Annotated in this window: 23 protein-coding genes; 21 read left to right on the top strand and 2 right to left on the bottom strand. The window is 71.5% G+C overall.

The annotated features are described in order from the left end of the window. Positions 1-7 precede the first annotated feature (7 nt). The 7 genes from Pme01_RS01065 to Pme01_RS01035 all read left to right on the top strand — a co-directional run bounded on the left by Pme01_RS01065 (position 8) and on the right by Pme01_RS01035 (position 6,803). Positions 8-739, top strand: a complete 732-nt coding sequence (locus Pme01_RS01065) for a FadR/GntR family transcriptional regulator (protein ID WP_168113105.1) — start codon at positions 8-10, stop codon at positions 737-739. A 38-nt stretch (positions 740-777) separates the two neighbouring features. Further along, positions 778-2,124 (top strand): glutamine synthetase family protein, encoded by a 1,347-nt coding sequence (locus Pme01_RS01060; RefSeq protein WP_168113106.1) that lies wholly within the window; start codon positions 778-780, stop codon positions 2,122-2,124. Positions 2,125-2,126: 2 nt separating this feature from the next. Continuing rightward, positions 2,127-3,479 carry an aldehyde dehydrogenase family protein gene (locus tag Pme01_RS01055; protein ID WP_168113107.1) on the top strand — a complete coding sequence of 451 codons (1,353 nt, stop codon included), beginning with the start codon at positions 2,127-2,129 and terminating at the stop codon, positions 3,477-3,479. Between the two features lie 68 nt (positions 3,480-3,547). Further along, positions 3,548-4,312, top strand: a complete 765-nt coding sequence (locus Pme01_RS01050; RefSeq protein ID WP_168113108.1) for a 3-oxoacyl-ACP reductase — start codon at positions 3,548-3,550, stop codon at positions 4,310-4,312. A 12-nt stretch (positions 4,313-4,324) separates the two neighbouring features. Continuing rightward, positions 4,325-5,110: a gamma-glutamyl-gamma-aminobutyrate hydrolase family protein gene (locus Pme01_RS01045; protein ID WP_239087948.1), complete on the top strand. Its 786-nt coding sequence runs from the start codon at positions 4,325-4,327 to the stop codon at positions 5,108-5,110. Between the two features lie 9 nt (positions 5,111-5,119). Further along, positions 5,120-5,977 carry a type I methionyl aminopeptidase gene (gene map / locus Pme01_RS01040; RefSeq protein WP_168113110.1) on the top strand — a complete coding sequence of 286 codons (858 nt, stop codon included), beginning with the start codon at positions 5,120-5,122 and terminating at the stop codon, positions 5,975-5,977. Positions 5,978-6,086: 109 nt separating this feature from the next. Next, positions 6,087-6,803 (top strand): VIT1/CCC1 transporter family protein, encoded by a 717-nt coding sequence (locus tag Pme01_RS01035; protein ID WP_275408483.1) that lies wholly within the window; start codon positions 6,087-6,089, stop codon positions 6,801-6,803. 134 nt (positions 6,804-6,937) lie between these two features. On the opposite strand, the gene Pme01_RS01030 is transcribed toward Pme01_RS01035, so the two are convergent. Both Pme01_RS01030 and Pme01_RS01025 read right to left on the bottom strand, forming a co-directional pair. Beyond that, the gene (locus tag Pme01_RS01030; RefSeq protein ID WP_168113111.1) at positions 6,938-7,360 is read right to left on the bottom strand and encodes a ferritin-like domain-containing protein; all 423 of its coding nucleotides are present in this window, start codon (positions 7,358-7,360) and stop codon (positions 6,938-6,940) included. Continuing rightward, complete coding sequence (locus tag Pme01_RS01025; RefSeq protein ID WP_308441007.1) at positions 7,357-7,785, bottom strand: hypothetical protein; 429 nt, start codon at positions 7,783-7,785, stop codon at positions 7,357-7,359. The genes Pme01_RS01030 and Pme01_RS01025 overlap by 4 nt, the downstream gene beginning before the upstream one ends. Before the next feature lie 256 nt (positions 7,786-8,041). Between Pme01_RS01025 and rimP the strand changes: the two genes are divergently transcribed. From rimP to Pme01_RS00955, 14 genes are all read left to right on the top strand, one after another. After that, positions 8,042-8,644: a ribosome maturation factor RimP gene (rimP, locus tag Pme01_RS01020; protein ID WP_203935370.1), complete on the top strand. Its 603-nt coding sequence runs from the start codon at positions 8,042-8,044 to the stop codon at positions 8,642-8,644. After that, positions 8,641-9,660, top strand: a complete 1,020-nt coding sequence (nusA, locus tag Pme01_RS01015; RefSeq protein WP_168113113.1) for a transcription termination factor NusA — start codon at positions 8,641-8,643, stop codon at positions 9,658-9,660. Before rimP ends, nusA begins: the two co-directional genes overlap by 4 nt. 33 nt (positions 9,661-9,693) lie before the next feature. After that, entirely contained in the window at positions 9,694-10,077 is a 384-nt protein-coding gene (locus Pme01_RS01010; protein ID WP_168113114.1) for a YlxR family protein, read from the top strand. 82 nt (positions 10,078-10,159) lie between these two features. After that, positions 10,160-13,120 (top strand): translation initiation factor IF-2, encoded by a 2,961-nt coding sequence (gene infB, locus Pme01_RS01005; RefSeq protein WP_168113115.1) that lies wholly within the window; start codon positions 10,160-10,162, stop codon positions 13,118-13,120. A 100-nt stretch (positions 13,121-13,220) separates the two neighbouring features. Beyond that, the gene (locus Pme01_RS01000; protein ID WP_168113116.1) at positions 13,221-13,514 is read left to right on the top strand and encodes a DUF503 domain-containing protein; all 294 of its coding nucleotides are present in this window, start codon (positions 13,221-13,223) and stop codon (positions 13,512-13,514) included. Between the two features lie 119 nt (positions 13,515-13,633). Beyond that, positions 13,634-14,104, top strand: a complete 471-nt coding sequence (rbfA, locus tag Pme01_RS00995; RefSeq protein ID WP_168113117.1) for a 30S ribosome-binding factor RbfA — start codon at positions 13,634-13,636, stop codon at positions 14,102-14,104. Between the two features lie 93 nt (positions 14,105-14,197). Beyond that, positions 14,198-14,605: a hypothetical protein gene (locus tag Pme01_RS00990; RefSeq protein ID WP_168113118.1), complete on the top strand. Its 408-nt coding sequence runs from the start codon at positions 14,198-14,200 to the stop codon at positions 14,603-14,605. Positions 14,606-14,610: 5 nt separating this feature from the next. After that, positions 14,611-14,820 (top strand): DUF6186 family protein, encoded by a 210-nt coding sequence (locus tag Pme01_RS00985; protein ID WP_168113436.1) that lies wholly within the window; start codon positions 14,611-14,613, stop codon positions 14,818-14,820. A gap of 559 nt (positions 14,821-15,379) precedes the next feature. Next, positions 15,380-16,696, top strand: coding sequence for an MATE family efflux transporter (locus Pme01_RS00980; protein WP_168113119.1), 1,317 nt, complete (start codon positions 15,380-15,382; stop codon positions 16,694-16,696). A 48-nt stretch (positions 16,697-16,744) separates the two neighbouring features. Next, positions 16,745-17,644 (top strand): tRNA pseudouridine(55) synthase TruB, encoded by a 900-nt coding sequence (gene truB / locus Pme01_RS00975; protein ID WP_275408475.1) that lies wholly within the window; start codon positions 16,745-16,747, stop codon positions 17,642-17,644. 9 nt (positions 17,645-17,653) lie between these two features. Beyond that, positions 17,654-18,583: a bifunctional riboflavin kinase/FAD synthetase gene (locus Pme01_RS00970; RefSeq protein ID WP_168113120.1), complete on the top strand. Its 930-nt coding sequence runs from the start codon at positions 17,654-17,656 to the stop codon at positions 18,581-18,583. Then, positions 18,580-19,293 (top strand): rhomboid-like protein, encoded by a 714-nt coding sequence (locus tag Pme01_RS00965; protein WP_168113121.1) that lies wholly within the window; start codon positions 18,580-18,582, stop codon positions 19,291-19,293. Before Pme01_RS00970 ends, Pme01_RS00965 begins: the two co-directional genes overlap by 4 nt. A gap of 132 nt (positions 19,294-19,425) precedes the next feature. Continuing rightward, complete coding sequence (gene rpsO, locus Pme01_RS00960; protein WP_168113122.1) at positions 19,426-19,695, top strand: 30S ribosomal protein S15; 270 nt, start codon at positions 19,426-19,428, stop codon at positions 19,693-19,695. A gap of 216 nt (positions 19,696-19,911) precedes the next feature. Beyond that, positions 19,912-22,314 carry a polyribonucleotide nucleotidyltransferase gene (locus Pme01_RS00955; protein WP_168113123.1) on the top strand — a complete coding sequence of 801 codons (2,403 nt, stop codon included), beginning with the start codon at positions 19,912-19,914 and terminating at the stop codon, positions 22,312-22,314. The last annotated feature ends 5 nt before the right edge of the window (positions 22,315-22,319 follow it).

Genomic DNA, 22,319 nt, shown 5'->3' with positions numbered 1-22,319 from the left:
CGCGCCCATGCCGGCCGACAGCCACGAGGCAGCCGGGGTACCGATGTGGCGGCCGGTGCGCGGCGGCAACGCCTTCGAGATCACGGTGGCCCGGCTGGCACAGGCGATCAAGCTGGGCCTGGTCGCGCCGGGGGAGCGGCTGCCGCCGGAGCGGGAGCTGGCCGAGAAGCTGCGGGTGAGCCGGGTGACGCTGCGCCAGGCGATCGGCGCCCTGCGCGAGGCGGGCTACCTGGAGTCACGCCGGGGCCGGTCGGGGGGCACGTTCGTGGTGCACCCCGGCCCGGCCGCCGACCGCCCGGACGCCGCCACGCTGGCCCGCGAGATGGGGGAGACGCTTCCCGACGCGCTGGACTTCCGGCGGGTACTCGAACCGGGCGCGGCGGCGTTGGCGGCGAGCCGGACGCTGTCGGCCGCCGAGCGGTCCCGGCTGGTCTCCTACCTGACCGCGTCGCGGGAGCGGGACCCCGCGGTACGCCGTACCGGCGACTCCCGGCTGCACCTGGCGATCGCCGTGGCCGGCGGATCGCCGTCGCTGGCGCAGGCGATCGCAGACGTGCAGCTACGCCTCGACCAGCTGCTCGCGGCGATCCCGGTACTGCGCCGCAACCTGGACCACTCCGACGACCAGCACACCCGGATCGTCTCCGCGATCCTGTCCGGCGACCCGGTCGCCGCCCGTACCGCGATGGAGGAGCACTGCGACGCGACCGCGGAGCTATTGCGCGGCCTGCTCGGTTAATGGTTCGCTATTAGTCCTTTGATAGGGGTGAGGCCCGGATGCTCACACTGGAGCAGCTACGCGTTGCCGTCGCCGAGGGCGAGATCGACACGGTCGTGCTCGCGGTCGCCGACATGCAGGGCCGGCTGCAGGGTAAGCGGTTCCACGCCCAGCACTTCCTCGACGAGGTGCTGCGCGGCGGCAGTGAAGGCTGCAACTATCTCCTGGCCGTCGACGTCGACATGAACACCGTCGACGGGTACACGATGTCGAGCTGGGCGGCCGGCTACGGCGACTTCGCGATGGTGCCCGACCTGACCACGCTGCGGCGTACCCCCTGGCAGCCGGGGACCGCCCTGCTCCTGGCAGACCTCGCCTGGTTCGACGGCGCGCCGGTCGTCGCCTCGCCCCGGCAGATCCTGCGCCGCCAGTTGGAGCGGCTGCGCGCGCAGGGGCTCGTCGGGTACGCCGGCACCGAACTGGAGTTCGTGGTCTACCGCAACTCGTACGAGGACGCGTGGCGGCACGGGTACCGCGACCTGACCCCCGCCAACCTCTACAACGTCGACTACTCCCTGCTCGGCACCGCGCGGGTCGAGCCGCTGCTGCGCCGCATCCGCCGCGAGATGGCCGGCGCCGGGCTGTCCCCGGAGAGCGCCAAGGGCGAGTGCAACCTCGGCCAGCACGAGATCGCGTTCCGCTACGCCGACGCGCTGGCCTGCGCCGACAACCACGCCATCTACAAGAACGGGGCGAAGGAGATCGCCGCCCAGGAGGGCATGGCGCTGACCTTCATGGCCAAGCCGAACCAGCGCGAGGGCAACTCCTGCCACATTCACTTCTCGCTGCGCTCGGTGGACGGCGAGCCGGTGTCGGGGGACGGGCACGACATGTCGACGCTGATGAAGCGGGCACTCGCCGGGGTGCTCGCCACTATGGGCGAGTTCACCCTCATGTACGCGCCGAACGTCAACTCGTACAAGCGGTTCCAGCCCGGCTCGTTCGCACCGACCGCGGTGCGCTGGGGCTACGACAACCGGACCTGTGCGCTGCGTGTGGTGGGGCATTCGGCGGACGCGCTGCGCTTCGAGAACCGGGTACCGGGCGGTGACGTCAACCCGTACCTGGCGATCGCCGCGATCGCCGCCGGGGTACTGCACGGGATCGACAACGAGCTCGAGCTCGAGGAGGCGTTCACCGGCAACGCGTACGAGGACGCGACCGCGTCACGGGTACCGCGAACCCTGCGCGACGCGGCCGAGCTGTGGGAGGCGAGCGAGGTCGCCAAGCAGGCGTTCGGTGACGAGGTGGTCGGGCACTACGCCAACAACGCCCGGGTCGAGCTGGCCGCGTTCGACGCCGCCGTCACCGACTGGGAGCTGTACCGGGGCTTCGAAAGGCTGTAGCGATGAAGGTGATCAACCCGGCGACCGAGGAGGTCGTCGCGACCGTCGAGGCGACCTCCGCGGAGGAGGCCGACGCCGCGATCGAGCGCGCCGCGCGGGCGTTCGCGTCGTGGCGGGCGGTGGCGCCGGGCGACCGGGCGCGGCTGCTGCGCCGCTTCGCGTCGCTGGTGGACTCGCACCTCGACGAGCTCGCCGACCTGGAGGTACGCAACTCCGGCCACACCATCGGCAACGCCCGCTGGGAGGCCGGCAACGTACGCGACGTGCTCGACTACTACGCCGGCGCGCCGGAACGGCTGACCGGCCGGCAGATCCCGGTACCCGGTGGTCTGGACGTCACGTTCCACGAGCCGCTCGGCGTGGTCGGGGTGATCGTGCCGTGGAACTTCCCGATGCCGATCGCCGGCTGGGGCTTCGCCCCGGCCCTCGCCGCCGGCAACACGGTCGTGCTCAAGCCCGCCGAGCTGACCCCGCTGACCGCGCTGCGGCTGGCAACGCTTGCGTTGGAGGCCGGCATCCCGGAGGGCGTCTTCACGGTCCTGCCCGGCAAGGGCTCGGTCGTCGGCCAGCGGTTCGTCACCCATCCGGCGGTCCGCAAGGTCTGCTTCACCGGCTCCACCGAGGTCGGCAAGCAGATCATGGCCGGCTGTGCGGACCAGGTGAAGCGGGTGACCCTGGAGCTCGGCGGCAAGAGCGCCAACGTCGTCTTCGCCGACGCGGACCTTGAGAGCGCGGCGGCGGCCGCACCCGGGGGCGTCTTCGACAACGCCGGGCAGGACTGCTGCGCGCGGTCGCGCATCCTGGTCGAGGCGAGCGTGTACGACCGGTTCCTGGAACTGCTGGAGCCGGCCGTCAAGGCGTTCCGGGTGACCGACCCGGCCGACGACTCGGCGCAGATGGGTCCGCTGATCTCGGCCCGGCAGCGGGAGGTTGTCACCTCTTATGTGGACGGTGCCGAGGTGGCGTTCCGGGGCTCGTGCCCGAACGGCGCGGGCTACTGGTACCCGCCGACGGTCCTGCTGGCCCGGGACGCCGAGGAGCCGCACTGGCGGGAGGAGATCTTCGGGCCGGTCGTGTCGGTGCTGCCGTTCTCATCGGAGTCCGAGGCGGTCGCGCTGGCCAACGACACCGAGTACGGCCTGTCCGGCTCGATCTGGACGCGCGACGTCGGCCGGGCGATCCGGATGGCACGCGCGGTGGAGGCGGGCAACCTCAGCGTCAACTCGCACTCGTCGGTGCGCTACTGGACGCCGTTCGGCGGGATGAAGCAGTCCGGCCTCGGCCGCGAACTCGGCCCCGACGCCCTGAGCGCCTTCACCGACGTCAAGAACGTCTTTTTGTCGAACGATTCATGATCCTGACGGGTTCTCCGTGTCCCGGCACGGAAAACCCGTCACGACCATGAGGAGAAGGGGAGAGCAGAGTGGATCGGTTACGGGATCGGGTGGCCGTGGTCACCGGCGGCGGCAGCGGTATCGGGCTCGCCACGGCCCAGCGGCTGGCCGCCGAGGGGGCGAAGGTCATCGTGGTCGACATCGACGCCGACGCGGGCGAGGCGGTCGCCAAGGAGGTGGGCGGCGAGTTCGTACCGTGCGACGTGTCGATCGAGGAGTCCGTGGCCGAACTCTTCGACGGCGTGGTCGACCGCCACGGCCGGGTGGACATCGCGTTCAACAACGCCGGCATCTCGCCGCCCGACGACGACTCGATCCTGACCACCGCGCTGGACGCCTGGGAACGGGTCCACCGCGTCAACCTCACCAGCGTGTACCTGTGCTGCAGGTACGTCATCCCGCACATGCAGCGGCAGGGCAAGGGTTCGATCATCAACACCGCCAGCTTCGTCGCGCTGATGGGCGCGGCGACCTCCCAGATCGCGTACACGGCGAGCAAGGGCGGGGTGCTGGCGATGACGCGCGAGCTGGGGGTGCAGTTCGCCCGGGAGGGGATCCGGGTCAACGCGCTCTGCCCCGGCCCGGTCTCCACGCCGCTGCTCCAGGAGCTGTTCGCCTCCGACCCGGAGCGGGCGGCCCGCCGGCTGGTACACATACCGATGGGGCGGTTCGCCGAGCCGTCGGAGATCGCGGCCGCGGTCGCGTTCCTGGCCAGCGACGACTCGTCGTTCATGACCGCGTCCAGCTTCGTGGTGGACGGCGGCATCACCGGCGCTTACGTCACGCCGCTGTAGAAGGTGGGAACCGTGGCGCGACGCCCTGTGATCGGTCTCACGACGTACGCGGAGCAGGCCCGGTTCGGGCGCAACGACACGGTAGCCGCGGTCCTACCGCTGTCGTACGTGCGTGCCGTCCACGCCAGCGGCGGCCGGGCGGTGCTGATCACCCCCGACGCCCCCGATGTCGACGCGCTCGACGGCCTCGACGCGGTCATCTTCACCGGCGGCTCCGATGTCGATCCGACGCTGTACGGGGAGCAGCCCCACCCGACGAGCTACGTCAAGCCCGAGCGGGACGCCGCCGAGGTACTGCTGATGCGCGCGGCGATCGAGGCCGACCTGCCGCTGCTGGGCATCTGTCGGGGGATGCAGTTGCTGACCGTCGTGTCCGGCGGCCGGCTGCACCAGCACCTGCCCGAGGTGCTCGGCCACGACAACCACCGGCCGGTCAGCGGCCCCACGTACGGCGAGCACCCGGTACGGCTGTCGCCGGGCAGCGTCTGCCACCGGATCCTGGGGGAGTCGGCGGAGGTCAACTCCTTCCACCACCAGGGCGTCCAGGACGCGGGGCGGCTGCGGCCGACCGGGTGGTGCCCGGAGGACGCGTTGATCGAGACGGTCGAGGACCCGGACCGGACGTTCGTGGTCGGGGTGCAGTGGCATCCGGAGGAGACCGGGGATCTCCGGCTCTTCGCGGCCCTGGTGGCCGCGGCCGCCGCCCGCCGGGAAGCCGCGGCCGCCGCCCGCCGGGAAGCCGCGGTGGGCGGCGGCCCCGAGGCGATGGTGCGGGTCGATGGGCCGGCCGGCAGATAGTCTGGGTGCATGACCGTCCGTGCCCCACTGACTCCCGGTAAGTTGTCCCCTTGGCGCCAGGTGCCGTCGAACATCGCGCGCCCCGAGTACGTGGGACGCAAGGCCCCGAAGCCGCATCGGGGATCCGACGTCCAGACTCCGGAGACGATCGAGAAGATGCGGATCGCCAGCCGTCTCGCGGCCCAGGCGACCCAGCTCGCCGGTGAGCACTGCAAGCCCGGGGTCACCACGGACGAGATCGACCGGGTCGTCCACGAGTTCCTCTGCGATCACGGCGCGTACCCCTCGACGCTCGGGTACAAGGGTTTCCCGAAGTCGTGCTGCACCTCGCTCAACGAGGTCATCTGCCACGGCATCCCGGACACGACGGTGATCGAGGACGGCGACATCATCAACGTCGACGTGACCGCGTTCATCAACGGGGTCCACGGTGACACCGACGCGACGTTCTGCGTCGGAAACGTCTCCGAGGAGGTGCGACTGCTGGTCGAGCGCACCCACGAGGCGATGATGCGCGGGATCAAGGCCGTCGCTCCCGGCCGGCCGATCAACGTGATCGGCCGCGTCATCGAGGCGTACGCCAAGCGTTTCGGCTACGGCGTGGTGCGGGACTTCACCGGCCACGGGATCGGCGAGTCCTTCCATTCGGGTCTTTATGTGCCCCATTACGACAATCCGTCGCTGACCACCATCATGCAGCCCGGGATGACCTTTACCATCGAGCCGATGATCACCCTCGGTACGCACGAGTACGAGATGTGGCGCGACGGCTGGACCATCGTGACCAGGGACCGCAAGTGGACCGCCCAGTTCGAGCACACGCTGGTCGTGACCGAGGATGGCAGCGAGATCCTGACGCTTCCGTAGGAGCAGGTACGTGACAGACATCGGTGGCGAACCGGCGGAGAGAGTGAGCATCGCTCCCGGCGCGGTTCCCGGGACCGCGCCGCGCCCGCTCGGCGCGGCTGACTTAGCGATTGACTCAGACGCCAAGCCGGCGGCGCACGACGAGCACCACCACGCCGACGTCTCCGGCGGCTGGCTGCGCCCGGCGGTCTTCGGCGCCATGGACGGCCTGGTCACCAACATCGCGCTGATCGCCGGTGTCGGCGGCGGCGGGGTCAGCCCGCGCAGCATCGTGCTCACCGGCGTCGCCGGCCTGGTCGCCGGTGCGATCTCGATGGGCCTGGGCGAGTACACCAGCGTGCAGACCCAGAACGAGCAGGTCGAGCACGAGGTGGCCAAGGAGCGCCGCGAACTGGAGCGCAACCCCGCCGCCGAGGCCCGGGAACTGGCCGAGATGTGGATCAAGCGTGGCCTGCCGCCGGAGCTGGCCCACGAGGTGGCGACCACCGTCGGGCGCGACATCGACCAGGCGGTACGGGTACACGCGCAGGAGGAGCTGGGCATCGATCCGCACGAGACGCCCAGCCCCTGGGTCGCGGCGGCCTCGTCGTTCGTGTGCTTCTCCGTGGGTGCGCTGGTGCCGCTGCTGCCGTACCTGCTCGGGGCGACTGCCCTGTGGCTGGCGCTGCTGGCCGGCGGTATCGGACTCTTCGTCGCCGGTGCGCTGACCGCCCGGTTCACCCACCGCACCTGGTGGAACAGCGGCCTGCGTCAGCTCGTCCTGGGAATCGCGGCGGCGGTGGTCACATTCGGCATCGGCAAGGCGGTCGGCGCCGGCATCGGCTGAGGACGCCCCGTGGTGACCGAGGCGCGGTGGCCGGGACCACCGGCCCCGGTCACCGCGCGGACGTCAGACCACCCCCGCCCGCGACGGCGACCTCACCCCGGGTTCGACGTGCAGGGAGATCCCGGGGTCGGGTGCTACCGGCCGGGGAACGGCACGGTCGCCGGCTTCACGCCGGCGAGGGTACGGGCCTTCGTCGCCCGTACCGCGCAGTCGACCAGAGCGTCCACGGCCAGCCGGCGGTCGTCCCCGGTGACCGTCGGCAGTGCCTGCCGCCAGATCGCCGCGCACCGCTCCTCGACCGTGATCATGAGCTGCAGCGCGGCGGCCCGGTCCGCGACCGGTGCCGGCAGCGCGTACGCGGGCTCGGCCGGTGGCGCCGATGCCTGGAGCGCGTTCAGGCGCAGGATCAGCGCGTCCCGCCGGGCCCGGTGGGCCGCCTCGGCCACCTCGGCCACCGCTACCGTCGCGCCGTCGAGCCGGGCGCCGAGCGTCCCGTACGCGAAGATCGCCGCGTGCTCGGCCCGCAGGGCGTCCGTCAGCCCGGAGGTCGTGCTCATGACAGGGCCTCCACATGGCTGGCCCGGGCCGCGGCGATGGAGCCCAGCAGCGCGGCCCGGTACGACGGGGCGGTGAGGCAGGTCTCCCGGGCCGCCGCCGAGGCCTCCTTCTCGGCGGCCAGCAGGGCGGCGAGCGCGGCCGTCTGGTCGGCGGGAGCGGTTTCCGAAGGAGTGGCCGACGGCTGGTTCAGGCCCGGACCCATCTCCCGGACCAGCGCCTGCGCGTGGGCGTGGTGGGCGTCGCGCAGCGGTCCGAGCCGTTCGGCCAGGCCCGGCACCGCGGTGATCGTGGCGTCGTAGCGGCGGGCCAGGGCCAGGGTGTCGAGGTAGAACGGGTTCAGCGGGTCGGGGGCCGGCCGCTCGCGCGGCGCCTGCCGCAGGCTGTCGCAGCCGGCAAGGGGGACGGCGCCGACGACTGCCAGCACCGCGCCCAACACCGTCCGGCGACTGTGCCCGCCGCGATCCCCGCCCATCCGCACGGGCACAGTCAACACCATCGGTTCAAGTCGGACGGTTGAGTCCCACTTCGGTGTTCCCAAAGTCCCCTATCGGAGCGGCAGCAGTACGCGCCGCACGGGCACGCGTTACGCTCAGGCCTCGGACCACCCGCGTGGATGACGCGGGTGGAGGCTCAGCTGTCTGAAGACGTCCGGGCCGATGACCGCGGGAGGTGCGGGGCACATGCCACAGCAGCGGCGCCGCCATGCCGGCGAGCGGGCCGGGGCTCGACCGCCGCGGCCGCCGGCGGCGACCCAGGATCTCGCCGCTGCGCGCAGCAGGGTGGAGGCGGTCGTGGAGCCGATCGTGACAGCGGCAGGCTACGACCTGGAGGCGCTGTCGCTCAAGAGGGTGGGCCGTCGCTACCAGCTCCGGGTGCTGGTCGACAGTGATGAGGGTGTCAACCTCGACCGGGTAGCCATCCTCTCCCGTGACATCTCGACGGCCCTGGACGAGGCCGAGGAGTCCGGCGGCGAACTGGTCGCCGGCGAGTACGAGTTGGAGGTCAGCTCGCCCGGCACCGACCGGCCGTTGACGCTGCCGCGGCACTGGCGGCGCAACGTCGGACGCCTGGTGAAGGTGACCGTCGAGGACCGTTCCGTGGTGGGCCGGGTCACGTCCGCCGACGAGACCGGGGTAGAGCTTGACGTGGAGGGTCAGCCACGCCGACTGGCCTACTCGGACCTGGGCCCCGGCCGGGTGCAGATCGAGTTCAACCGGCTCACCGAGCTGACCGACGAGGAGCTCGGTGAGATCGAAGACGAGGAAGAAGGCGACGAGGAGTGAACATCGACCTCGCGGCTCTCCGCGCCCTGGAGCGCGAGCGGGAGATTCCGTTCGACACGATCCTCGCCGCGATCGAGACCGCGCTACTGACCGCGTACCGCCACACCGACGGGTCCAACCCGCACGCGCGGGTGGAGATCGACCGCAAGACGGGCGCCGCGACCGTGTACGCGCAGGAGACCGATCCGGACGGGACCCTGGTCAAGGAGTACGACGACACCCCGCACGACTTCGGCCGGATCGCCGCGATGACAGCCAAGCAGGTCATCCTGCAGCGCCTGCGGGAGGCCACCGACGAGGCGCACTTCGGTGAGTACGCGGGCCGCGACGGCGACCTGGTCACCGGCGTGATCCAGGCGCACCAGTCGCTCGCGGAAAAGGGCATCGTGACCGTCGACCTGGGCAAGCTGGAGGCGAACCTGCCCCCCGCCGAGCAGGTGCCGGGGGAGGTGTACGAGCACGGACAGCGGATCCGGTGCGTGGTCGTACACGTCGCCAAGGGCTTCCGCGGGCCGCAGATCACCCTGTCGCGCTCGCACCCGGCCCTGGTCAAGAAGATGTTCGCGCTGGAGGTGCCGGAGATCGCCGACGGCACCGTGGAGATCGCGGCCATCGCTCGGGAGTCCGGGCACCGGACCAAGATCGCGGTACGCGCGGCGGTGCCGGGCGTCAACGCCAAGGGCGCCTGCATCGGGCCGATGGGAAGCCGGGTCCGGGCGGTGATGAGCGAACTGCACGGTGAGAAGATCGACATCATCGACTGGTCGGAGGATCCCGCCACCTTCGTCGGTAACGCGCTCTCCCCGGCCAAGGCGCTGCGGGTGGAGGTCGTCGACCCGGTCAACCGGGCGGCTAGAGTGACCGTGCCGGACTTCCAGCTCTCGCTCGCGATCGGCAGGGAGGGGCAGAACGCCCGGCTGGCGGCCAGGCTGACCGGCTGGCGGATCGACATCAGGCCGGACACCGAAACTTCGGTGCCGCAGACGGTGTCCGAGCGAGCCGGTGAGGCGGGCTGACCATCGGAATAGCGCACAGGGTAGACTTGTTAAGTGGTACGTCGCGCACTTCCGGCGGCGGCCGAGTTTCCTCGGCCGGTGCGCACCTGTGTGGGTTGCCGGAAGCGCGTGCCAGCCTCCGAGTTACTGCGGGTAGTTGCGATCGAGCACGGTGCTGACCAGTTCAGCCTTGCGCCCGATCCGGCACGCAGGCGGCCGGGCCGGGGCGCACATGTGCATCCTGACCCGGCGTGTCTCGCGCTGGCGGAACGTCGCCGCGCCTTCGGGCGCGCGCTTCGTGTCTCCGGTGTCATCGACACCGGGCCGCTTGCTGAGGCAGTCGGCGGACACCCCGATCCGCTCGGAACCACCGATGGTGGAGGCGTCCCGCCCCACCCGGACCAGCAAGGTAGGACGACCAACATGAGCACACGATGAAGTCACTGACATGATCAGGCTTCTAGTGCACGAGTGAGGTCGGCGCGGGTTCGCCGCTGCCGGCCTCGGAGTGAGGAGTGCAGTGGCAGGCAAGGCCCGCGTACACGAGCTTGCGAAAGAGCTCGGGGTCGAAAGTAAGAACGTACTCGCCAAGCTCAAGGAGATGGGCGAGTTTGTGAAGTCCGCGTCCAGCACGGTGGAGGCGCCCGTCGCCCGCCGTCTGCGTGCGGCCTTCGAAGCGGGGTCGGCGGCGCCGTCCGCTCCGGCCGCCCCCGCCGCGCCGTCGGCGGCGGCTCCGGTAGCACCCGTCGGTGGCGAGTCCAAGGTGTCGGCGCGGCCGGCACCCCCCAAGCGCGCGCCGCAGCCGGCTTCGCCGGTGAAGCGTGGGCCGGTTCCCGGTCCGCCGCGCCCGCAGGCCCCCGTGGTCCAGCAGGCCAGCGCGCACGACATTGAGGTGGCGGCAGCCGAGGTTCGGGCCGCTGCGCTCAAGGCCGAGCAGGAGGCCCAGGTCAAGGCCGCCCAGCAGGCCGCCAAGCAGCGCGAGACCGTTCGCCGGGAGCCCCCGGCCGGCGGCGCACCGACTCCGGGTCCTCGCCCGGGTCCCCGTCCCGCGGCTCCGCAGCCCGCGGCGGCTCCCCGCCCCGGCCCGGCGCCGCGGCCCGGTGGCCGTCCGCCGGCTCGTAGCGGCGGTAACAACCCCTTCGGGATCAACCCGGCAGGCGGCGGCCAGCGGCCGACCCCGGCCGGTATGCCCCGACCCAACCCGGCTTCCATGCCTCCGCGGCCGAACCCGGCTTCCATGCCACCTCGGCCCAACCCGTCGCAGATGCCCAGCCAGCGCCCGGCCCGTCCGGGTGGCGGTCCGGGTGGCGGTGGCGCCGGTCGTCCCGGTGGCGGTGGCTTCCGTCCCGGTGGTGCCGGTGGCGCCGGTCGTCCCGGTGGTGGCGGCGGCGGCTTCCGCGGCGGTCCCGGTGGCGGCGGCGGTGGCGGCGGTGGCGGCTTCCGTCCCGGTGGTGGCGGTGGCGGTGGCTTCCGTCCCGGTGGTGGCGGTGGCGCTCCCGGCGCTGGTGCCGGCGTAGCGGGTCGTCCCGGTGGTGGCGGCGGTCGTGGCCGCGGTGGCGGTACGGCGGGTGCCTTCGGGCGTCCCGGTGGCCGTCCGACGCGTGGTCGCAAGTCGAAGAAGCAGCGCAGACAAGAGTTCGACAACCTGTCTGCTCCGCAGATGAGCTCGGGCGCCCCGCGTGGTCAGGGCCAGGCGGTCCGGCTGTCGCGCGGTGCGTCGCTGTCCGACTTCGCCGACAAGATCAACGCGAACCCCGGCTCGCTGGTCCAGGAGATGTTCAACCTGGGCGAGATGGTGACGGCGACGCAGTCGTGCTCCGACGACACGCTGCTGCTGCTCGGCGAGCACCTGGGCTTCGACGTGCAGATCGTGAGCCCGGAGGACGAGGACCGCGAACTGCTCGCGCAGTTCAACATCGACCTCGACGCCGATGTCGCCGAGGAGCGGCTGGTCATCCGGCCGCCGGTGGTCACCGTCATGGGCCACGTCGACCACGGTAAGACCAAGCTGCTGGACGCGATCCGGCACGCGAACGTGGTCGAGGGCGAGGCCGGTGGCATCACCCAGCACATTGGTGCGTACCAGGTGCGGGTGGACCACGACGGCAACGACCGGGCGCTGACGTTCATCGACACCCCGGGTCACGAGGCGTTCACCGCCATGCGTGCCCGTGGTGCGCAGGTGACCGACATCGTCGTGCTGGTCGTCGCGGCCGACGACGGTGTCATGCCGCAGACGATCGAGGCGCTCAACCACGCCAAGGCGGCCGAGGTGCCGATCGTGGTGGCGGTCAACAAGGTCGACAAGCCGGAGGCCAACCCGGACAAGGTGCGCCAGCAGCTCACCGAGTACGGCCTGGTCGCCGAGGAGTACGGCGGCGACACGATGTTCGTCAACGTCGCGGCGAAGCCGGGCATCGGTATCGAGCAGCTGCTCGAGGCCGTTCTGCTCACCGCGGACGCCTCGCTGGAGCTGCGGGCGCCGATCGACGGGCACGCCCAGGGTGTCGCGATCGAGGCTCACCTCGACCGCGGTCGGGGCCCCGTCGCCACGGTGCTCGTCCAGAAGGGCACGCTGAACGTCGGTGACTCGATCGTGGCCGGTAACGCGTACGGCCGCGTCCGGGCCATGCTCGACGAGAACATGCAGCCGGTGGCCGAGGCGGGCCCGTCCCGTCCGGTGCTGGTGCTCGGTCTGACCGCCGTGCCGGGAGCTGGCGACAACTTCCTGGCCGCCGACGAAGACCGGACGGTCCGCCAGATCGCCGAGCAGCGGCAGGCTCGCCGCCGTGCGGCGCAGATGGCGAACTCGCGCGGTCGGGCGACGCTGGAGACGCTGTTCGAGCAGATGAAGGAGGGCGAGAAGACCTCGCTGGCCCTCATCATCAAGGGCGACGTGTCCGGTTCGGTGGAGGCTCTCGAGGACGCCCTCGTCAAGATCGACGTATCGGACGAGGTGCAGCTCAAGATCATCCACCGCGGTGTCGGTGCGATCACCCAGGACGACGTCAACCTGGCGAGCGCGTCGGACGCGATCATCATCGGGTTCAACGTGCGTCACGCCGAGCGGGTCCGCGAGCTGGCCGAGCGCGAGGGTGTGGAGATGCGGTACTACTCCGTCATCTACCAGGCCATCGAGGAGATCGAGGCCGCCCTCAAGGGTCTGCTCAAGCCCGAGTACGAGGAGGCGCAGCTCGGTACCGCCGAGGTGCGCGAGGTGTTCCGCTCCTCGAAGGTCGGCATCATCGCCGGCTGCATCGTCCGGTCGGGTCTCATCCGGCGTAACGCCAAGGCCCGGGTCATCCGCGACGGTGCCGTGGTTGCCGAGAACGCGACGGTCGCGTCGCTGCGTCGGTTCAAGGACGACGCCACCGAGGTCCGCGAGGGCTTCGAGTGCGGTATCACGCTCGGTGGCTTCAACAACATCCAGGTCGGGGACGTCATCGAGACGTTCGAGATGCGCGAGAAGCCGCGTAGCTGATCGACCTGGTGATACGACGAACGGCCCCGGGGCAGCGCCCCGGGGCCGTTCGCGTCGGTAACAGTTCGCCGCCGGCGGCTTCAAGATCTAGAATTCTTTCGTGTACAGCGGAACCGCGGTCTTCGACATGCTCCTGCCCGGCGACTCCCGGTCTCTGAAGGCCAAGCGGTCGTACGTACGCCCGGTCATCGCGGCCCTGCGCAAGTTCGAGGTGTCGGTCGCCGAGGTCGGCGCCCTGGACCTGCACGGGCGGGCCGAGGTCGGTGTCGGGGTGGTCGCGGCCGAGGCGAGTCACGTCGGTAAGGTTCTCGACTCGTGCGAGAAGGCGGTCGTTCAGCGTCCGGAGATCGAGCTGTTGTCGGTTCGCCGACGGCTGTACGGCGACGACGACTAGGCTGACGTGCCGGACGCGCGCCTCGACCGGTCAGGGCGGCGTGGCCGGGTGTGTGACCCGCCGTGTAGTGGCGACGCGGGTAGTGTCGAGGCGTTGGTGAACACGCGGAGGTGAGCGACATGACGGACCCGGCCCGGGTGCGCCGGCACGCCGAACGAGTGCGGGAGCTGGTCGCGTCGGTGGTACGTACGCAGATCAAGGATCCGCGGCTCGGCATGATCACGATCACCGACGCGCGGATCACCCCCGACCTGCGCGAGGCCACCGTCTTCTACACCGTGTTGGGTGACGCCGCCGCCGAGGCGGGCACCGCGGCCGCCCTGGAGAGCGCCAAGGGCCTGCTGCGCAGCACGGTGGGCAAGGCGCTCGGTCTGCGCCACTCGCCGTCACTGGCGTTCGTCCTCGACAACGTGCAGGACCAGGCCAAGCATCTGGAGGAACTGCTGGCCGCGGCGCGCGATGCCGACGCCGAGGTGCAGCGGATCGCCGCCGGTGCCAAGCACGCCGGTGACCCGCAGCCGTACCGCGTGGACGACGAGGACGACGAGGACGAGGACGAGGAGATCCCCGCCGGCCGCGACAAGGCATGAACGACAAGGGCTCAACGTCAAGCCTGAACTTCAGGGATAACTAGGGGAGCCGATCCCTTACGGCGCGCTCTGCGTGCCGGTGACAATGCGGGGATGGATCAGTCCTCGCACATCACTGCCGAGATCTCGGGCGCCCGGGCGCGACCGCTGGTGCTGGTGCCGGTCTTCGCGCTGATCTCCCTCGCGGGTGCCCTCTTCCCGTCGTTCTCCCTCGGTGCTGAGGTGCTCGTCGTGGCGGTCGGCGGCACGCTCTTCTGGCTGGGCCTGTCGGACCGGACGCCCCGCCGGAGCTCACCGGACCGGCTGTCGGCGCGGGCCCGTTGGTGGCTGGTGCCCGGTCTGACCCTCGGCGTCGTCGAGGCGATCAACTTCTTCGCCGGCTCCACCCTCGAGCATCCGACCCTGTCGAACCTCGCCGATCCGATCCTGGAGGGCTACCTCGCCCGGGCGGCGGCGTACTTCGGCTGGCTCACCGCCTACTGGGGCCTGGTGCGCCGGTGATCGTCGTGCGGGAGTTGGCCATCGCGGGTTTCCTCGGCGCCTTCGGCGCGGCGCTCGGACTGGAGTGGGCCGCGCGGCGGCCGGGCTCCCGGATCCCGTCCCTCGCCGCCATCTGCGGCGTCGCCATGCGGTACCGGATCGGCCGGCTACCCGTCGGCCGGATCGTGATGCTGGGCTTCTGCTGGTGGCTGGGCTGGCATTTCCTGGCCCGCTGAGCCTTCTTCCCTGATCCGCGAGGAGCCCGCCGAGGTCGTCACACCCGGCGGGCTCCGCGCCGATCAGGGGAGTAGGCATCCCGGAATCCGGGAAGTGCGCGCACATCTTGGAACTTAACGTTAACTTAGACAGAGTGGCGCGTTGATGCGTTCCCCGCCGCCACACCACCGCTTTCGGTTCATGAGGGTCGACCCACCCCGTCGACTCGGCTCCCGCCGGGCAGCGCCCCGGACCGGCGACCCCGGTCAGGCGAACGTCCGACGAAACAGCCGTGACAACGACGTTCGAGGAGACCCGTCATGCCTGACCACAAGAAGCCGCAGCCCAAGCCGCAGTCGAGCGCCAAGGACAGTCGGGAGCAGGCTCGCGCGGCGCTGCAGATGTCGATGGATCGGCGTGGCTGACCGAACTCGTGGTGACGCCGCGGTGCGTCGGTGACCGCGGCGTCATCGCCGTCCGGGTAGCGGCTCCGCTGCCGTCGGATAGCGGCTCCGCCGCGATCCTGTAAGTAACGCGAAGGCTTGTCAGCCTTACCAAGCCGTGTCAGTATCCGGGGCGATGACCACCCCCACCAGTGCCGCGCCCACCCTCCGTCGGGTCGCCGGCCTCGCCCTGCCGGCCCTCGTCGTCCTCGCCGCCGAGCCGCTGTACGTCCTGGTGGACACGGCGGTGGTCGGGCATCTCGGTCGTACGCCCCTGGCCTCGGTGGCCATCGGCGGCCAGGTGCTGACGGTCGCCGCCTGGCTCGGCACCGTCCTCGCCTACGGCACCACCGGCCGGTCCGCGCGCCGCTACGGCGCCGGCGACCGGGCCGGCGCCGTAGCCGAAGGGGTACAGGCGTCGTGGCTCGCGCTCGCCGCGGGTCTGCTGATCGCCGTCGGCGCCCAGGTGTTCGCCGACCCGCTGGCCCGTACCCTCGCCGGGAACAACCCCGACGTGGCCGCCGCGGCGGCACACTGGCTGCGCGTCGCGGCGCTCGGCGCCCCCGGCCTGCTGCTGGCCACGGCCGGCAATGGGTGGATGCGCGGGGTGCAGGACACCCGGCGGCCGATGTACTACGTCCTGGGCGCCAACCTGCTGTCGGCGGCGGCCTGCCCGACCCTCGTGTACGGCCTCCACCTGGGCCTGATCGGGTCGGCGATCGCGAACGCCGGCGCACAGACGCTGTCGGGCGCCCTGTTCGTACGCGCCCTGGTGGCCGAGCGGGTGTCGCTGCGGCCGCACCCGGCGGTACTGCGCCGCCAACTCGTCCTCGGCCGCGACCTGCTCCTGCGCGGTGCGGCGTTCCAGGCGTCCTTCCTGTCCGCGGCGGCCGTGGCAGCGCGCTTCGGCGCCGCGGCCCTGGCCGCCCATCAGATCGCGCTACAACTGTGGTTCTTCTGCGCCCTCGTCCTCGACGCGGTCGCGATCGCCGCGCAGTCGCTCGTCGGCGCCGCCCTGGGCGCCGGCGAGGACGAGCAGGCCAAGGCCCTGGCCCGCCGCATCACCGTGATCGGGCTCGTGTCGGGCGCCGTGTTCGCGGCCGTGATCGGTGCCGGGGCCGGGGTACTGCCGAAGCTGTTCACCTCAGACCCGCAGGTCTTCGCGCAGGCGATGCGGGCGTGGCCCTGGTTCGCCGGCATGCTGCCCCTCGCCGGGGTGGTGTTCGCGCTCGACGGGGTGCTGATCGGCGCCGGCGACGTCCGGTACATGCGCAACCTGACCGTCGTCGCCACCCTCGGCGGTTTCCTGCCCGCGATCTGGCTGGCGTACTGGCTGCACCTGGGACTGGCCGGGGTGTGGGCCGGGCTGACCCTGTTCATCGTCATCCGCCTGGTGGGGCTGCTGGCCCGGATGCGCTCCGGTCGGTGGGCGGTCGTCGGCGCGACCCGTTGAGGGTCCAGAAAGCATGGCCCACTGAGCGATCTGGAAGGCTGGACCCCCGTGAGCAAGCAACCTCCGGGGCCGGGCGGCCTCGTCGTCGTCGACAAGCCGGGCGGCATGACCTCCCATGACGTGGTCGCGCGGGTACGGCGGCTGGCCCGTACCCGGCGGGTCGGGCACGGCGGCACGCTCGACCCGATGGCGACCGGGGTACTGGTGGTCGGCGTGGAGCGGGCGACCCGGCTGCTCACGTACGTCATCGGCAGCACGAAGCGCTACAGCGCCACCATCCGGCTGGGCGAGTCGACCGTGACCGACGACGCCGAGGGCGAGGTCACCGCGCGCGCCTCGGCCGACGGGATCACCGAAGAACGGGTACGCGCGGAGCTGGCCACCCTGACCGGCGACATCCAGCAGGTCCCCAGCGCGGTCAGTGCGATCAAGATCGACGGGAAGCGGGCGTACAAGCGGGTCCGCGAGGGCGAGGAGGTGGCGCTCGCGCCCCGCCCGGTGACCGTGTCCCGGCTCGTCCTCGGCGACCTGCGCCCGGCCGACGGCGACCGGCTGGACCTGGACGTCGACGTGGAGTGCTCGTCGGGTACCTACATCCGGGCGATCGCCCGGGACCTCGGCGCCGCCCTCGGCGTCGGCGGGCACCTGACGGCGCTGCGGCGTACCGCGGTGGGGGCGTTCACCCTCGCCGAGGCTGAGACGTTGGAGTCGCTGGCCGAACGCGACCATCCGGTCACCCTGCCGCTGCCGGACGCCGCCGCCCGGTTCTTCCCGCGCCGGGACGCCGACGCCGACGAGGCCCGGGTCCTGAGCCACGGCGGCCCGCTGGAGCCGATCGGGATCGCCGGCCCGTACGCCGTGTTCGGACCCGACGGCGAGGTGATCGCGGTCGTGCGCGAGCGCGAGGGGCGGGCCAAGGCCGAGATCGTGCTCTCGCCGGCCGGATAGTCTTTCCGCATGCAGCGCTGGAGGGGGTACGACGCGGCGCCCCGCGGCTGGGGCCGTTCGGTCGTCACGATCGGGGTCTTCGACGGGGTCCACCGCGGGCACCAGGAGATCATCGGGCACACCGTGAAGCGGGCCCGTGAGCTGGGCGTGCAGTCGGTGGTGATGACGTTCGACCCGCACCCGTCGGAGGTCGTCCGGCCCGGGTCGCACCCGCCCGTGCTGACCGAGCCGGCCCACAAGGCCGAGCTGATCGAGCAGCTCGGGGTCGACGCGCTGTGCGTACAGCCGTTCACGCCGGACTTCTCCCGGGTGCCGGCCGAGGAGTTCGTCTACGACGTCCTCGTCTCCCACCTGCACGCCTCGCTGGTCGTGGTGGGGGAGAACTTCCGCTTCGGCCACCGCGCGGCCGGCGACATCGCCATGCTGGAGCGGCTGGGGCGCAGCTTCGGCTTCGGTACCGAGGCCGCACCGCTGCTCGCCGACGACTCCACCGTCTTCTCGTCCACGTACATCCGCGCCTGTGTCGACGCGGGTGACGTGACGGCGGCGGCCCGCGCGCTGGGCCGCCCGCACCGCGTCGAGGGTGTCGTCGTCCGCGGCGACCGGCGCGGTCGCGAGCTGGGCTTCCCCACGGCCAACCTGCTCACCAGCTCGTACGCGGCGGTGCCCGCCGAGGGCGTGTACGCGGCGTGGCTGGTGCGGGGGCACGGCGAGCGGCTGCCCGCCGCGGTGTCGATCGGCACCAACCCCACCTTCTCCGGCCAGGAGCGCCGGGTGGAGGCGTTCGTACTGGACTTTAGCGGCGACCTGTACGGCGAGCGGCTGTCGCTCGACTTCGTCGCGCACCTGCGCGAGCAGCGCACCTACAGCGGAATCGAGCCGCTGGTGGCACAGATCAACGAGGACGTGGCGCAGACCCGAGAAGTCCTGGCCGGATGAGGCCGGGGCCGGGCTGGTTGACCCGACCGCTGCCGGCTCGCGTCCGACCGCTGCCGGCTGGTGTCCGGTTGCTGCCGGCCCGGGCCGGCGTGACGGCCGGCTACGTCGTCGCTTTCATCGCCACGACCCTGTCCGTGCGTACCCTCCCGACCCCCGCGCGTACCGCCTGGCTGGAGTGGACCAGCACCAACCTGGTCAACCTGCGCGACCACCCGCTGCCGGCGCTGGTGCTGTCCGGGCTGTTCACCGAGGGCAGCCTGACCGGCTGGCTGCTGACCGCGCTGATCGGGCTCGGCGTCACCAACCGGGCGCTGGGCAACTGGCGGACCGCGACGCTGATCGTGTGCGCGCACGTCGGGGGCACGCTGATCAGCCAGGGGATCGTCGCGTACCGGATCGCGCACGGCCAGGTGCCGGCGGGGGACCGCTTCATGATCGACGTCGGCCCGTCGTACGTGGTGGCGTGCGCGCTCGCCGCCGGCGCCCTGTACGGGCGGGGCCTCCAGCGGCTGCCGGCCCTCGCCGGCTTCGCGCTCTTCGCCGTGGACGCGTTCGCAGGGCTGTCCACGTTCGAGGTCGCCGCGGTCGGGCATCTGTGCTCGGTCGTCATCGCGGGCGTGGCGGGGTGGCCGCTGTGGCGCTCGGCGCGCTCCCGGACGGACCGTGGCGCGGCCCTTCCGGTGGCTCCGCCGGACGCCGCTCGGGTGTGACGGCGCGCCCACTCACGGCTCCTCGTAGTTAGGTTTGTTAGGCTGGGGGCCGCGCCAGGTGACTGGCGTGGGTCCGCGTGCCTGCACGACGCCGTGGGTGCGGACGTTTCCAGCCCGACCGTAAGGGAGATCATGGCGCTCGAAGCCGCTGTGAAGCAGCAGATCATGAAGGACCACGCGACCGCCGAGGGTGACACCGGGTCGCCCGAGGTGCAGGTCGCGATGCTCACCAAGCGCATCTCGGACCTCACCGAGCACCTGAAGCTGCACAAGCACGACCACCACAGCCGGCGCGGCCTGCTGCTGCTGGTCGGCCGTCGCCGTCGGCTGCTCAACTACCTGCAGAAGACCGACATCAGCCGGTACCGCGCGCTCATCGAGCGCCTCGGCCTGCGTCGGTAGTACTTCGTGAGGGGAGCGACCCGTCGACATACAGGTCGCTCCCCTCACGCGTAATGTCAGACTGGTACGAAAGCCGCAGGAGCGCGTCGGCGCACCGGTCCTCGGTAGTGGCTTTCGGGGGACGAGCTCAACCCACCCGAGAGCTTCGATCGAAGACCGGCCGCGGGACAGCCTCCGTGCGGGTGTACCACGACCCGTGAGGAGTGAAAACTCACCATGACCGAAGCTAGTAGCCTCGGAAACCAGACCAGCCGGGCCGTCATAGACAACGGCAACTTCGGCACCCGCGAAATCGTCTTCTCCACCGGCCGGCTGGCGCGTCAGGCGGCGGGCTCGGCGACCGCTCAGCTCGGCGACACCGTGGTGCTGTCCGCCACGACCGCCGGCAAGCAGCCGAAGGAACAGTTCGACTTCTTCCCGCTGACCGTCGACGTCGAAGAGCGGATGTACGCCGCCGGCCGCATCCCCGGCTCGTTCTTCCGTCGCGAGGGGCGCCCCAGCGAGGACGCGATCCTCACCTGCCGCCTGATCGACCGTCCGCTGCGCCCGAGCTTCGTCAAGGGGCTGCGCAACGAGGTCCAGGTGGTCGAGACGGTGCTCGCGCTCGACCCGTCGCACCCGTACGACGTGGTGGCGATCAACGCCGCGTCCCTGTCGACCAAGCTGTCCGGCCTGCCGTTCAGCGGTCCGATCGGCGCGACCCGGATGGCCCACATCGACGGGCAGTGGGTGGCCTTCCCGACCAACGAGGAGCTGGAGCGGGCCACCTTCGACATGGTCGTCGCCGGGCGCACGCTGCCCGACGGTGACGTAGCGATCATGATGGTCGAGGCCGAGGCGACGGAGCACACCGTCAACCTCGTCGCGGGCGGTGCCCAGGCCCCCACGGAGGAGGTCGTCGCGAGCGGTCTCGAGGCCGCCAAGCCGGCGATCCGCGAGCTGTGCCGGGCCCAGGACGAGTTGGCCGCCGTGGCCGCCAAGCCGACGGCCGAGTTCCCGGTCTTCCTGGAGTACCAGGACGACGTCTTCCAGGCGGTCGCCGACGCGGTGCGCGACGACGTCGCCGAGGCCCTGCGGATCGCCGGCAAGGCCGCGCGTGAGGACGCCCTCGACCGGGTCAAGGAGAAGGCGCTCGAGGCCCTCGCGCCCCGCTTCGAGGGGCGTGAGAAGGAGATCGGGGCAGCGCTGCGCGCGCTGACCAAGCAGGAGGTCCGTAGCCGCGTGCTGCGCGACCAGGTCCGCATCGACGGCCGCGGCCCGCGCGACCTGCGGGTGCTGACCGCCGAGATCGGGGTCCTGCCCCGGGTGCACGGCTCCGCGATCTTCGAGCGGGGCGAGACCCAGATCCTGGGCGTGACCACCCTCAACATGCTGCGCCTGGAGCAGACCCTGGACACGCTGGGCCTGGCCAAGACCAAGCGCTACATGCACAACTACAACTTCCCGCCGTACTCGGTCGGTGAGACCGGCCGGGTCGGTGCGCCGAAGCGGCGCGAGATCGGCCACGGGGCGCTCGCCGAGCGCGCCCTCATCCCGGTGCTGCCCTCGCGGGAGGAGTTCCCGTACGCGATCCGTCAGGTCTCCGAGGCCCTCGGCTCCAACGGCTCCACCTCGATGGGCTCGGTCTGCGCCTCGTCCATGGCGCTGCTGTCGGCCGGTGTGCCGCTGAAGGCACAGGTCGGCGGCGTCGCGATGGGTCTGATCTCCGACGAGGTCGACGGCAAGACCCAGTACGTGACCCTGACCGACATCCTGGGCGCCGAGGACGCGTACGGCGACATGGACTTCAAGGTCGCCGGTACCCGGGAGTTCGTCACCGCGCTGCAGTTGGACACCAAGCTCAACGGCATCCCGTCGGACGTGCTGGCCGGTGCCCTTCAGCAGGCGCACGACGCCCGGCACACGATCCTCGACGTGATGGACGCCGCGATCGCCTCGCCGGCCGGCATGTCGGAGTACGCGCCGCGGGTCACCACGATCAAGATCCCGGTCGACAAGATCGGTGCGGTCATCGGCCCGAAGGGGCAGATGATCAACGCGATCCAGGACGAGACCGGTGCCGACATCACCATCGAGGACGACGGCACGATCTACGTCGGCGCGACCAACGGCCCGGCCGCCGAGGCCGCGGTCGAGCGGATCAACGCGATCGCCAACCCGACGCTGCCCAAGGTGGGCGACCGGTTCCTCGGTACCGTCGTGAAGACCGCGCCGTTCGGCGCGTTCGTGTCGCTGCTGCCCGGCCGCGACGGCCTGCTGCACATCTCCAAGGTCGGCGACGGCAAGCGGGTGGACAAGGTCGAGGACTTCCTCAACGTCGGCGACAAGGTCGAGGTCCAGATCGCCGACATCGACCAGCGGGGCAAGATCTACCTGGACAAGGTGCGCCCCGAGGGCGAGGAGGCGCCGGCCGCCGCCGGTGGTGAGGGCGCGGAGCGTCCGGCCGGCCGTGACCGGGGCGACCGGGGTCCGCGCGAGCGTGGTGAGCGCGCCGAGCGTGGCCCGGGCCGCGAGCGGGGCGACCGCCCGGAGCGCGAGGACGCTGCCGCCGGTGAGCAGTCGGGCGAGGCCGGCGAGGGTGACCGCGAGCCGCGTCGTCGGCGCCAGCGGCACAGCTGACCCCG

Source organism: Planosporangium mesophilum (assembly GCF_016863255.1).
Classification (GTDB): domain Bacteria; phylum Actinomycetota; class Actinomycetes; order Mycobacteriales; family Micromonosporaceae; genus Planosporangium; species Planosporangium mesophilum.
The sequence above is the reverse complement of the archived record's forward strand: the minus strand, read 5'-3'. Positions and strand labels throughout refer to the sequence as shown.